The organism is Pseudomonas sp. P108 (assembly GCF_032613195.1).
Lineage (GTDB): Bacteria > Pseudomonadota > Gammaproteobacteria > Pseudomonadales > Pseudomonadaceae > Aquipseudomonas.
In genome coordinates, this window is sequence record NZ_CP126692.1 from 182,971 (window position 1) to 195,238 (window position 12,268).

Here is a 12,268-nt window from a genome sequence, read left to right on the forward strand (position 1 = left end):
ACCACAGCCCCCCTTCCAGCGCCACGACTCTAAGCAAGTACAACGACTTCGGTTGAATGGCTAACGCAGAACGAGGCAGGTTAACTCATCGCCTCGTTATCGGAGTTGTAGATTACATGGAAGGTTTGAAGCAACAAATTCTTATGGGATTGCCACCACTCTGGCGCTCCATCCGATGCGACGTATCTCTCCCACCGCAAGCATCTGTCCAGTGCGCTACCAGTGATGGACTCCGCAAGGTAGCCTTTTTGCTGGTCAAAGGCCCTATCCAGTCTGCGATGCCATTTTTCCAGGCTAACGATGACCTGCGGAGCTTAGGATTTGAGACCGTGTGGTTTTTTTGTGGAAACGGAATCCCTTCCACTAAACACATGCTCTGCGCTGCTCTTTCGAAGAGCGACAGCGACTTCCAGGTTTCTATCCTGAATAAGCAAGGTACTAGCGCACAGCATCGAGACCAAGTAGGTATTTCAGAGCTGGCTAGAGCAGCTGCTGATCAAAGACTCAAATCTGTAGGTTTTGCTGCTGGGCAACTGGTTGACGTAACCTTCATAGCAGATGAACACAGTTGTCCTCGATGCGGAGCAATCATGCATGAGGTACAACATGCAACGTTTTACCAGAACGGGGAGCCTCATTCCCCAGGCTTAGCTCTCACGAAGGCTAAGCTGGGTCGCACAGTGGCAAAACTAATTTCAGAGGCTGTAGGATCACAATCAACCTCATCTGTGGGGTTGTGCAGAGAATGCAGCAGCATGACGACTTCACAAAGTGGTCGAAAATTTCAAGTCACCAAGTCGGTTGGTGACGTTCAGCTGTCTAGTCTGGCTGCACTCGAATTGATTCGGTTCCAGACTACAGCTTGGTACATCAGCTAACACTCTGATATCACTCCCCTTCCAGAGCTTTTTCCCGCGCATGCGCGGGAATTCCTACGCCGACTTTTTCTTCCAAATCCCATGTTGTGCCGCGACGAATTCGTTACGTACATCCATGCGCTGCGCTGACACGAGCTTTACCGCCTGATGATTGCTCCATCAAATCAGGAGGCTTAAGGCCGTGACCGCTTTTCAGAAAGAATTGTTTACCCTTGCGCCGTCCACCATTGTCGAGGCATCAGTTCTCGAAGGAGATTTCAACATTGCGGCCAGCGGCATTACTCATTTCGACATGATCGATCAGCTCCTGGGGCAGTTTCGTCAGCGGGAACAAGCAATCCATGCGGCCAAGGCGCTGATCGATGACGCACAGCGACAAGGAGTGATGAGCTACTTCATTGATGGGATGCGATTGGTCTACGGCAATGATTACACGCCTAGTATTCCTACAGATGCCAACGCAGCCGTTGCGTGCTTACGAATCGAATTCTGGAACCGTTTGCTCAGGGAGGCGAAGGTTTTTGAGGTCATGCCTGCGGCCAAACGCGAGAAGGCCCGGCTGCAATTCAGCGGCATTGAATGCCCTCCTTTTGATGAAAGCACGGTGCGGCCCACGTTGCATGACTTGCTCCAACAACGGAAGACCTTCTTCGCTGAGCGCGTCGATGGAATTTTCCAGTCTCTCAGCAAACAGTATGTAACCAACTCGCCGGCTGGTTTCTCCAAGAAGATGATTTTGGCTGGCGTTTTCAATAGGGACGGTTATGCCGATAGCAGCATGGTTGCTGTGATCAGTGACCTACGGGGCGTGGTTGGCAGACTCACTGGTCGCGGTGAACCGCAGGAGTATGGGACTCGCCAGATCCTTGATCGTTTGTATAAAGGTTTCATTGGTAAAAAAGTGCCAATTGATGGTGGCGCGTTCACAGCCGTAGTTCACAAGGTCGGCACAGTCCACTTTGAGGTTGCTCCAGAGGTAGCTGTGGAGCTGAACGCGATCTTGGCTCACCTCTACCCTATGGCGATCCCGTCTCGCTTCAGAACGCCCCCAAAGAAGCCGCGTGTCGGCAGTTTCGACTTGAAGGTAGAGCGCTTGCCCATGGAAGTCATAGACATGCTTTCGGCTATCGAATTTCGCGACTCATTCAACAGCCTCAACTTGTATTCGAAATCCCAAAGCTCGATTTCGAAAGCCGTTCAGGTTCTTGAGGACATTGGTGCAGAGGTCAGCTTTAACCGTGACAAGTCCATGGCATGGGTGAGATTCGACTACGAGCCTCGGCCAGTAATCGAGCAACTGATCTTTGGCGGCGTGGTTCCAGAGCAAGCGAGCTACCAGTTCTACCCTACCAAATCACGGATAAGTAAGGATGCAGCGCAACGGCTCTGCGTAGAAGCAGGCAAACGTTACTGCGAACCTTCGGCAGGTCTTGGCGACCTCGCCTGTCACCTGCCGATGGCTACGACTACGTGCATCGAGCTGGCCCAGGTCAGGGCGAAGGTACTTGAAGCGAAAGGGTATAACACCGTAAAGGCTGATTTTCTGGAGTGGGCGAAGCGCAATAGTGACCAGCGGTTCGATGGAATTTTGATGAACCCTCCATTCAGCAAGGGTCGGGCACTTGCTCACATTATTGCAGCAGCATCGCTTTTAGCAGAGGACGGTCGTCTGGTCGCAATCCTACCTGCGTCAATGACTGGTACTCAGCCGCTCGAAGGTTTTTCACACGACTGGTCGGAAGCTTACGTTGACCAGTTCGAAGGAACCTCCGTGCGTGTCGTAATCCTCACTGCATCCCGAATCTGAGACATACCTATGGCATCCAAAAATCCGGTGTGGGCGCTCGGCTCATACGATCCAGAAATGCGCGCCATTAGGTTTATGTTGGCCAAGGCTGGCGAGCGAGTTGTGGTAGCCAATCGCCTCGGGCGACGCTGTACCAGTGGTAATGCTTACAGAGCAGACGAGTTATCGAAGCCGATAGATCAATGCCGGCAGATCATTTGGGTTGAGTGCCGTTCAGATCGATACAGTCAGGACAGAGATTTGATCGTTGATCATCACAACCCAGGTGACCCAGGCTACGAAGCAAGCCCTAGTGAATACTGGGAAGGATCTTCCATTGGACAAGTAGCCAAGATTCTTGGGGTTTGTCGGCCTGAGCACCGTCTAGTTGCAGCCAGCGATCACTGCCTTTCAGCAGCGATGCGTGGGGAGTGCCCAGGGATTGATCCGAGCGAGTTGATGAGTTGGCGCATTGTAGCTCGCTCGGCTATGGCTCAAATCCAGCCTTGGTATCTGAAAAGGATGATCAACAGAGCCGTCGAGCGATTAGAGGCCCTGCCAAGGTTGAGTTTTGGTGGGATTCAAATCGTAGACGCGAGTTTTGATTCGACACCTGAGCTTAGAGACGCTGCTGCTGTTGCACGATTGCCAATCCTTACTACCCGAGTAAATGCAGCCGGCAACGTTAAGGTGGGTCTTTATGGGGCTAACCCCGAAGTGGTCGCTGGCTGGATGGGAATGATGGAATCGTCTGGGTTTGCTGATCACACCTATGGAAATCCGTTCCGTGAGTACGCTGGTGCGATCCTCAACTCCGATGCTTCGAAGCGACTCGTCAGGCCTTAAACCGCACCCACGAGAATTCTTTCACGCCCAGTTTATAAAGGGTTTCAACCAGGGTTGAAACTTGTAAGGGTTATTACAAAAAAGGGGTTAGAACCTCGGGTTAGAGCTTATGGGGTTATAGGCTGTTGATACATTCCTGCGAGCCCCGCCCCGCTTAAAGCCCCGTGATAGACGCTGTACGTGAGATAACGGTTGACGTACAGGACTTTCCGGCCGACGTACAAGAGTTTCCGGTGAGCGCACACGAGTTTCCGGCCTTTGCACGCCAGATTCCGGTGAGCGTACATAGGATTCCGGTTCAGCCCATTTACAGACCCCAAGCTGTGCATAAGCTGCGGCTTTTCTGTGAATATCCCTGTTAACATCCTGTGAATATGCTGTGATCAATTAAATAATAACCCTCTGTAAGCCTTACGTGTTGGGGCTTTCGCGGCTTTCATGTAGTTGGTCATCAAATCTAGCTGATTCTTCATCTAAACACCGGAATCTGCTGAGCGCCAACCACGATCTATTATGCGATGCAACTCAACCCGTTGATTTTACTCTATGCACCGATGGGGCGGGATGCTAACAGCCCGCCAACGTCTACGCTTAATTCGGCAGCAATGAGTCGTTTTGGGCTGGAGGATAATCAGTCCACCCGTGCTGACCGGAATCCGCTGAGCGCCGGGAGAACGCCCGGCAGCCTGTGGGCGACCAGTGCGACCGGAATCTGGCGAGCGCTCGATGCCAAGGCCGACCGGAATCCGCTGAGCGGTGGGAGAACGCCCGGCAACCAGTGGGCGACCAGTGCGACCGGAATCTGGCGAGCGCTCCACCAATGGCGACCGGAATCTGCCGAGCGCCGGGAGAACGTCCGGCAACCAGTGGGCGACCAGTGCGACCGGAATCTGGCGAGCGCTCCACCTCAATGCCGACCGGAATCCGCTGAGCGCCGGGAGAGCGCCCGGCAACCAGTGGGCGACCAGTACGACCGGAATCTGGCGAGCGCTCCATGCCAAGGCCGACCGGAATCTGCCGAGCGCTAGGAGAACGCCCGGCAACCAGTGGGCGACCAGTGCGACCGGAATCTGGCGAGCGCCCCCCCCCTTGGCCGACCGGAATCTGCCGAGCGCTAGGAGAACGCTCGGCAACCAGTGGGCGACCAGTGCGACCGGAATCTGGCGAGCGCCCCCCCCTTGGCCGACCGGAATCAGCCGAGCGCTAGGAGAACGCTCGGCGTCCAGCAGGCGAATGGTGCGACCGGAATCTGGCGAGCGCTCCGTCACCAAGGCCGACCGGAATCTGCTGAGCGCCAGGAGTGATCTAGGCTCCTACTGGGCCACCAGTGCGGACATAGTTAAGAGGCGCAGCATGGAAAAGCCGACCGGAATCCTGTGAGCGCAGTTAGCACACAAGTGGATTAAGAAGGCATCCAGTACGACCGGAACCCGCTGAACGCCTGAGTTTTATTGGCCCTTACCAATGCTTGGTAGACCGGAATCTCACGAGCGCTCAACTGTTGATCTGAACAATTGCCCCAGGCAATTGAGCAAAGGCACCTCCAGGAAGCTGTTGAGCGCCACCAATTAGAGCAAACCGATTGACCGGAATCTGCCGAGCGCCCCGTGTTTGTTGGCTTTCACCTGATTACCAGCGATGCGTTGGTGTACAGGAAACTGCCGAGCGCTTCGATCAGATAGCTAAATCAATTGCAACCGAACCGGCAGGAAACTGGTGAGCGGCGCGAAATCAAAGGGCTGGGCAACCCTTCACCCATTCCAGCCGGAGTCGCTGAGACAGGAATCTGCTGTGCGCTTGATCAGAAATCTGGGGTGCTTGCAACTGAACTCACCGGAATTGGCTGAGCGCACGCAACGCGTCGGCCCGAGATTGTTGTTGAGAGTACAAACCTACCGGAAACAGCTGAGCGGTTGCTCCAGCGGGTGCTTTGCATGGTTGTTCCATATGTAAGGCGGCAAGTTGATACCAAGGTCTGTATACCCATTTCGGTATTTGGGATGGCACCGGAATCTGGTGAGCGCCAAGTGAATACTGGCCTGTACGCGTTTACCAGCTGTTCCTAGCCGTTATAGTGCCCCCAAGCAAGCCACTGATGCGTACACAGGATTCCGGTCAACCAAGCAAACGCTTACAGCCACCGCCCTGCTTATTCTTCATCGATCTAACAAATGGTTATAAATAATGGTAAAGGGCATATATCCTGTCAGCAGTGAGAGCTATGCCGATACGAGTAAAGGGGGGATCAATGACTGACGAGTTGGAACTGACGCCGGAAGAAATTCAGCGAGGCATCATCGACTCTCGTAAATCAATTATGCGAGACCGCTTTGAGCAGGGTTCTGGCCAAGGCATTCTTCCCTTCACGAACGAGCGTTTTTTTGAGCAGAGCAACCCTATCCTCCGGTCTTCATTGTTCACGGCAGGAAAGGTAAACATCCGCAACAAAAGTCAGTATTTGGAATGGACTGAAATTTTCAGTCTCGGTAGTGGCAGCATCCACTACAGGGGGCCAGTGCTCACAGTTGATCACGAGATTGTGCTGGTAAAGCTGATGGTTCTCGCCCGAGGTCGATCAATCACGAAACCAATCCATGCGACTCAAGCTGACGTTCTACGCTGGCTTGACCTCGATGCAAACTCTGGCGCGAATTACGTTAAGGCTCGGCGAATCCTTGATGACCTAGAAGCCGGTGAGTTGAAAGTCAGCAGCAAGCCTGCTCTTCGGCGACTGCTCAGCATCCTGACTTCACCGAATCTTTCTGACATGGCAGATGGCGCCTTTTTCCAGCAATTGGTGAAAAACCGGTACGAAAGTCACTTGGGCATGATTGCCCATGGCCTCGAAAACGATCACGACGTTGATATCACCCTCAGCTTCATCCAAAACGTGACTCACAACCCCGTTACTAAACGGATGATGATCAACCTTGACCCTTTGGCGGCGGTATTTTTCGACGGTGTAAACACGACCCTTCTCCCCTTTGAGATATGGGATAAGCTCGACCGTTTTGGGAAGAAACTGCTGCCGCTCATCGCCTCTCACCGCGATGGGGTCTTTCCAATCAAGCTTGAGCGTTACTTCGAATTTAGCGGCTCCAAATCTGAGTACGGCAAGGTTAAGCGCCGCTTCAAGTCGGAGCAGAAGAAACGGTTCGCCGAATGGGAAGAAAAGGGGTACATAGTCCCAGGGTGGAATATCGAGCGTAATCGGGAGGGCGAGGAAATCGTAAGCGGATTGCGAGCCGGCGACGCTGTCAGGATCAGATCGACGCTTGACCTCATGCGTATCGAGGATACGGATGAAGAAATTGCTCGGGGTAGCGAACAAGCAATTCAGGAGCGCTTCGAAGGCTTCGAAAATCATTTTATGGGACGAGGCCCTGCACCTGAGCCGGCACAGCCCAAGAAACCTCGGGCGAAGAAGCCTGTTTCAAATTGACACTGGGCGGGTTTAGCCCGTCCACTGCCTAAGCCTGCCCACATCCACATGCACAAAGCCGTTCTGTGGGTAGAAGCCAACACCACCCACCCCCACGGCCTTCGCAAGTCTTGTCAGCGCGTCCGTGCTGAGCCCCGGAATCCTGATATCCGCTGCGTTTCCTTTTACGTGCTCAGACTGCTTGGCAGCTTTCGCAAGGCGGGCGTTGTGTGCCGGCGTGCGGTATCCGCTCTGAATGATAATGTGGAAAGGCATTTTATTGATGCGAAGCCAGCCCTGGATCAAAAAAAGTAAATCTATCAGCTTCGGATTCATGGCGAAGGTAACACCGCTTTCCACATCACGAAGCAAGTGGCAGGCGATGTTGTACCCTTTCCGATCAAACCCGCTACCGTAACGGTAATAGAGGAACTGGCCTTTCTCCCCAGTGGCACCGCGCTCCAGGCTCAGCCATCGATCACGATCCAAGAGGACTTGGCGCCAGTCTTTCTTCGGCTGTGCCGGCGCCGTACTTGGATGCATGAGCACGAGCATGCCAGCTAAAGCTGTCAAACCTTGGGTTAGGAATTGGCGACGTGGAATCGGGCACTGCTGGCACAAAACGGCTGCTCGACTGGCTGTGTGTCTCCATCATTCTCAGCATCTAGTGTTCATTCTCAACCCAACCTTGTGCAGTTACTGCTCCGCATGGGGGCTCAGTTGTTCGGTTTACTTGCCGGCCTGGCGGTGTTAAAAAGGCGATGTTCTATGTAGCACTCTAATGTGCCTACACTGCGGCTAGCCTCGCGTCATCGCGTGCCTCTTCGCAGACCCTATCCCTCACGTCATCGTGAGCGAGACGGTAGAAATCGTCAGACCATCTTCATATCGCTCGCCTGCGGCAAGACAAACTCTTGCCCTGGGCTTGGTGTTTGTCCCCGCTTTGCGCGTACAACCACCACTCACCCGACCAGGAACTTCGTTTCGCTGAGGGTCAGGAGCATCCAAAAATGTCTACATGCGTAATCAACACTCTCGTTTCTGAGTCCCGATCCGTTCCTCGGATTTGGTTAGAAGGCCAACGCTTGGCCCATGCAGGAGTGGAAATTGGCGTTCAGTATGTTCTGAGCGTGTCTAGCAAACTCAAGCGAATCGAGCTACGCCCTGCGCCGCAAGGTTTCGCTGGGAAAACGATCATTGTCAGCAAGCGCACTCGTAACGAGCGGGTTTACCCACTCATCGAGTTGCGTGACGTCATCATCACTGAGCTGTTCAACATCGGCACGAAGCTTCGTGTTGCTGTACAGAATGGCCGTATCATCATTTCACCTTCCCATATTGCTATGAGAGTTCAGGAGCGCGTAACGCGGTTCCTGGACAAACTCAAAAGCAATGAACCCCTTCATGTGATTTCGTTGTTCCATGGCGGAGGGGTACTAGACGCGGCTCTGCATGAAGGTATGCAGCGCTCAAAGTTGGCAAGCTATGTGAAAGTTGGTGTGGAGCTGGAAGGCGACTACATCGACGCTTCTCTAAAAAACAATCCTGAGTTGTGGCGTGACGATAGCATCGTGATCAACGGTGACATTCGTGACGTGAACATCCTCGGTAGCGGCATACCACAGGCAGATGTACTTGTCGGCGGAGTGCCCTGCACTGGGGCTTCACGCGCAGGAAAATCAAAAAACAAGCTGTCCTGTGCAGAGGAACACTCTACCGCAGGCAGCCTGTTTCACGACTATCTGAACTGGGTCAAAGTCACGAATCCTTGTGTCGTGATTCTTGAAAACGTCGTGGAGTACATGACGGAAGCTGCTATGACGGTAATCCGATCCGTTCTGTCCCATCTTGGTTATCAGCTGAGTGAGACCGTACTGGACGGCCCGTCGATGGGTTCGTTGGAGAAGCGGAAACGCCTGTGCTTGGTAGCAACCACACCGGGCGTTTGCGGGCCAGTGGATTTCGAGCAGTTGGTTCCAGTTCGTCAAAAAGAGGAAAAGCTCGCCGACGTGCTCGAAGTGATCCCGGTCGATTCTGACCGTTGGAAACCTTACGACTACTTGGCGGATAAGGAGGTACGTGATAAGGCCAGCGGTAAGGGCTTTATGCGTCAACTCCTAACGGGAGAGGAAGACGGGTGCGGAACAATCGGTCGCGGCTACGCCAAAGCCCGAAGCACCGAGCCCTTCATCGTTGCATCGCACGATCCTTCGCTGTCGCGACTCATGACTGAGTACGAGCATGCACGGGTGAAGACGATCCCAGTACGACTGATAGAGGGACTTAGCGCTACCACAGCGCATGAGGTTCTCGGGCAGTCAGTCATCTACTGCGCGTTCGTCGCAGTTGGCGAGTTGATCGGTAAGACCGTCAAAGGTTTGATCAGTCCGCTCACCAAAAAACATGCAACCGAGGTGAATCAGGTTTCCCAGGAAGCCCGGCAAGTACCAGCGATAGAGAAACCGGCCACCCAGGTGACCATGCCCTTGTTCGCTTTGACCGCTTAAACCTCCCTCCCCCCCTTCCCACTATGGGCTGCATCCAGCCTATAGGTTCGGCGTGCATCCCATGTGGTTGTTAACGCCAAGCATCGGGAACTTGGTGCTATCTCATTTGCCTGCCCCGACAGGTCGGATACATCAAATGCAAACTCAACTTCTCCCTGCACACGCAGTACGGGCCGGCATGCACATCGTAATTGCTGGAAGCGTGTATGCAGTCGAATCGAACTGGTTTGATCGTCACGGCAAAGCTCACTTCGAGCCACTGAACATCCTTGTCTGCAACCGCCCTCAGTCTGAGGGTGAGATGTATGGCAATGGTGAGCACTTCGGACTGATGCCTACCGCACGGATCACCGTCATCCTGGATACCCAGGTTCTGATGTGACGCCACTCGATTCACCCGGTCATGGCCTGACAATTCTCAGGCCGGCAGGCTTGCGCTTTGTCAGGTGATACACCCGAAAGCCGCTAAGCCTTAGAGCACTTGGCGTAATAAACCATCGCCTGTGCTCTACAGGTCGGAGATACACATGAAAAATAACCACATATCGGCTTTTCCACTACTGATCAAAACCGCCCTTGCTGATGTTCAGTTCAAGGTGATGCAAGGGATTTGGCAGCAAAGCCCGGAATACTGGGGCAAAGACAAAAGTGAGTTGGATTCGGTGCTTTACCCATCGGAAAAATGGGGAACGACCGACCAACATCGATTTGACCGGAACCACCCGTATCTACAAGCGTGCGACGTAGCGCGGGAGTTGTGTGTTGAATTGGGACGCTACTGTCTTGCGCATGGTTTAAACCCGAGTGCATCGCCACTTGTGGAGAACCTGCACTTCAAGGATTTCTTCTTCGAGGCTTTTGAGAAAGGTAGGGTTGTGAATTGTAAGGAGTTGACACCTTCGATCATTCATAGCTCCGTGGAAAAACAAAACGTTCTCCAATGGGAAAGCTGGATTATCACAGCTGGATCGGAAGATTTTTCGACTGATGACTATGGACAAGACCAGTACATTCGACCACTCGTTGCGAGGCATTGCAGCGGTAAGAATGAAGTAATTCTCTGGATGCCAGGTCATGCGAAAGATCGTGCGCGAGTTGCATACGAGTTGATCACTGGGTCGGCTTTTTCCGGGGTAGATAATCTTGGCGATGACGAACCGCATCGGTTTGAAAAGCTTTGTTGGGGTAGCGATGGCGATCATTTCGACGACGACCAATTCGATGATGATTCAATGGAGCTTGACGAGGGTTACGAACTCAACATTGATGAGTTATTGGATCTTATGGCTATGAACGCCAAAGAGGAAATTGAAGAACTTTGCAACGCTGCGCTTCAACGTATTGCAGACGACACTCATAACTGAATGTCCCGAAAGGGATAATCCTTCGGCTCTGGCCTGACACGATTCAGGCCTCGTGCTTGTGCGGGTCAGGTCTACACCTGCGACACACGCCAAGCCCTAGAGCACTTGGCTTTAATACCTTATCGCCTGCGCTCTACAGGTTGGAGATACACATGAAACCGATCAAAAATGCACTGTTGTGCGTTGCCTCTTTCTTCCGCCCTAAGACTTCCACCCGTGAAGCTTGTGTTGAAACGCATTGCGTCCCCGAAAAGCAGGAGTTGGAAGTCGCTTTTCGCTACGCGCACGCACGCCTTCCCATCGTTCAAACCAAGCTTGAAAACCTTGGTGACGACGCGAGTGTTTTGAAAGGTAGGAAAATTGCCTGGGTTGAAACCGGCGAGGTCAGCATCTGTCTTCACTTCGAGGATGAAAGCACCTTGACGATTTCCATCCCGCGAAAATGAAACGATGACCTAGGCCTGAAACCAATCAGGCCATTGGGCTTGTGCTGGTTAGGTTTATGCCTGAATACCCGCCAAGCCCTAGAGCACTTGGCGTTACAAAAATACGCCTGCGCTCTACAGGTCGGATACGCTAATGAACTCGCTTAAAAATGCATTGAAGTACAATAAGGATATTGGTCGGAGGTTCATGGTCTTGCGATTCATGCCGCCTTGGATGGATTGCGATGGCAACTGTATTGCTCCGCCCGATCCTACGTACAAGATTAAGTACACGTTGCGTGGCATTCATTGGACAAACGAGGAATGTGTGGAATGGCTAAAGGCCGTTGCAGGCTCCAAAATCGTTTGGCTTGATGATAATAAATTTGAGTACGCAGAATGGCCGGCGCCGATGACAATTGGTGAGTGGGCAGAATGGGAAGTCGGGAAAGCGCAGTGGGAGTTATTGGGCCACGGTTCCGAAATGACCTTGTACTTTGATGAAGTCTTCGCAGCGCGCATGAAGTCACGCCTGCATTCATTTGAGGAGCGCGTCAGTGCTTGCTTGGATGCATTAGCGACGAGTGCAAAAAAGGAGCTGGATGATCTGTGCGCGAGAGCGCTGCAACGCATCGAACAGTTTTCCTAAGCTAGTTCTGCTTCGCCCTAGGTCTGAACCAACTCAGGCCTTCGGGCTTGTGCTGGTCAGGTTGATTCCTGCAATACCCGCCAAGCCCTAGAGCACTTGGCGTACATCTATTCGCCTGCGCTCTACAGGTCGGAGATAATCATGAAATCCAAGTTGAAAATTGCTTCACTCAGCATTGCTGCCGCCCTATTAGGTGTTTTGGTCGGTGCTGTGGATCAGGTTCAGCACGACCGCCAAGCCAATGCGCAACTCAACGTACTCTGCGAATCCCAGCCACACCGTGGGGAATGCAAAGCGCGTGAGACCGCTGCAAAAAGCATCCGTTATACGTTCAATGGCCAAGAATTCAGAAACGGTACTGCCGTGTCTGCTTTTGGCGCGAACGAGTAAGG

General features: G+C 53.0%; 10 protein-coding genes. 9 read left to right on the forward strand and 1 reads right to left on the reverse strand.

Annotation, left to right across the window (positions count from 1 at the left end; all coding sequences use genetic code 11):
- Positions 1 to 1,059 precede the first annotated feature (1,059 nt).
- The 3 genes from QOM10_RS30675 to QOM10_RS30685 all read left to right on the forward strand — a co-directional run bounded on the left by QOM10_RS30675 (position 1,060) and on the right by QOM10_RS30685 (position 6,952).
- Positions 1,060 to 2,685: a DUF4942 domain-containing protein gene (locus QOM10_RS30675; RefSeq protein ID WP_316918431.1), complete on the forward strand. Its 1,626-nt coding sequence runs from the start codon at positions 1,060 to 1,062 to the stop codon at positions 2,683 to 2,685.
- A gap of 9 nt (positions 2,686 to 2,694) precedes the next feature.
- Positions 2,695 to 3,510 (forward strand): hypothetical protein, encoded by an 816-nt coding sequence (locus tag QOM10_RS30680; RefSeq protein WP_162893403.1) that lies wholly within the window; start codon positions 2,695 to 2,697, stop codon positions 3,508 to 3,510.
- Positions 3,511 to 5,758: 2,248 nt separating this feature from the next.
- Positions 5,759 to 6,952 (forward strand): hypothetical protein, encoded by a 1,194-nt coding sequence (locus QOM10_RS30685; protein WP_057451520.1) that lies wholly within the window; start codon positions 5,759 to 5,761, stop codon positions 6,950 to 6,952.
- 12 nt (positions 6,953 to 6,964) lie between these two features.
- Here the strand turns inward: QOM10_RS30685 and QOM10_RS30690 are convergent, their stop codons facing one another.
- Positions 6,965 to 7,486, reverse strand: coding sequence for a YcbK family protein (locus QOM10_RS30690; protein ID WP_057451519.1), 522 nt, complete (start codon positions 7,484 to 7,486; stop codon positions 6,965 to 6,967).
- Positions 7,487 to 7,941: 455 nt separating this feature from the next.
- On the opposite strand from QOM10_RS30690, the gene QOM10_RS30695 reads away from it, so the two are divergent.
- The 6 genes from QOM10_RS30695 (at position 7,942) to QOM10_RS30720 (ending at position 12,266) form a co-directional block, all read left to right on the forward strand.
- The gene (locus QOM10_RS30695; protein WP_316918432.1) at positions 7,942 to 9,438 is read left to right on the forward strand and encodes a DNA cytosine methyltransferase; all 1,497 of its coding nucleotides are present in this window, start codon (positions 7,942 to 7,944) and stop codon (positions 9,436 to 9,438) included.
- Between the two features lie 136 nt (positions 9,439 to 9,574).
- Positions 9,575 to 9,820 (forward strand): hypothetical protein, encoded by a 246-nt coding sequence (locus tag QOM10_RS30700; RefSeq protein WP_057451517.1) that lies wholly within the window; start codon positions 9,575 to 9,577, stop codon positions 9,818 to 9,820.
- Positions 9,821 to 9,965: 145 nt separating this feature from the next.
- Positions 9,966 to 10,802: a hypothetical protein gene (locus tag QOM10_RS30705; protein WP_057451516.1), complete on the forward strand. Its 837-nt coding sequence runs from the start codon at positions 9,966 to 9,968 to the stop codon at positions 10,800 to 10,802.
- Between the two features lie 152 nt (positions 10,803 to 10,954).
- Positions 10,955 to 11,248, forward strand: a complete 294-nt coding sequence (locus QOM10_RS30710) for a hypothetical protein (RefSeq protein WP_057451515.1) — start codon at positions 10,955 to 10,957, stop codon at positions 11,246 to 11,248.
- A 133-nt stretch (positions 11,249 to 11,381) separates the two neighbouring features.
- A complete protein-coding gene (locus tag QOM10_RS30715) occupies positions 11,382 to 11,876 on the forward strand; it encodes a hypothetical protein (protein ID WP_316918433.1) in 495 nt (164 codons plus the stop codon).
- A 141-nt stretch (positions 11,877 to 12,017) separates the two neighbouring features.
- Entirely contained in the window at positions 12,018 to 12,266 is a 249-nt protein-coding gene (locus QOM10_RS30720) for a hypothetical protein (RefSeq protein WP_057451513.1), read from the forward strand.
- Positions 12,267 to 12,268: the final 2 nt, after the last annotated feature.

What these genes read in the sequence shown, in the direction of transcription:
- QOM10_RS30680 (WP_162893403.1), top strand. Translation starts at nt 2,695, where the DNA reads ATGGCATCCAAAAATCCGGTGTGGGCGCTCGGCTCATACGATCCAGAA.
- QOM10_RS30685 (WP_057451520.1), top strand. Translation starts at nt 5,759, where the DNA reads ATGACTGACGAGTTGGAACTGACGCCGGAAGAAATTCAGCGAGGCATC.
- QOM10_RS30690 (WP_057451519.1), bottom strand. Translation starts at nt 7,486, where the DNA reads ATGCTCGTGCTCATGCATCCAAGTACGGCGCCGGCACAGCCGAAGAAA.
- QOM10_RS30695 (WP_316918432.1), top strand. Translation starts at nt 7,942, where the DNA reads ATGTCTACATGCGTAATCAACACTCTCGTTTCTGAGTCCCGATCCGTT.
- QOM10_RS30700 (WP_057451517.1), top strand. Translation starts at nt 9,575, where the DNA reads ATGCAAACTCAACTTCTCCCTGCACACGCAGTACGGGCCGGCATGCAC.
- QOM10_RS30705 (WP_057451516.1), top strand. Translation starts at nt 9,966, where the DNA reads ATGAAAAATAACCACATATCGGCTTTTCCACTACTGATCAAAACCGCC.
- QOM10_RS30710 (WP_057451515.1), top strand. Translation starts at nt 10,955, where the DNA reads ATGAAACCGATCAAAAATGCACTGTTGTGCGTTGCCTCTTTCTTCCGC.
- QOM10_RS30715 (WP_316918433.1), top strand. Translation starts at nt 11,382, where the DNA reads ATGAACTCGCTTAAAAATGCATTGAAGTACAATAAGGATATTGGTCGG.
- QOM10_RS30720 (WP_057451513.1), top strand. Translation starts at nt 12,018, where the DNA reads ATGAAATCCAAGTTGAAAATTGCTTCACTCAGCATTGCTGCCGCCCTA.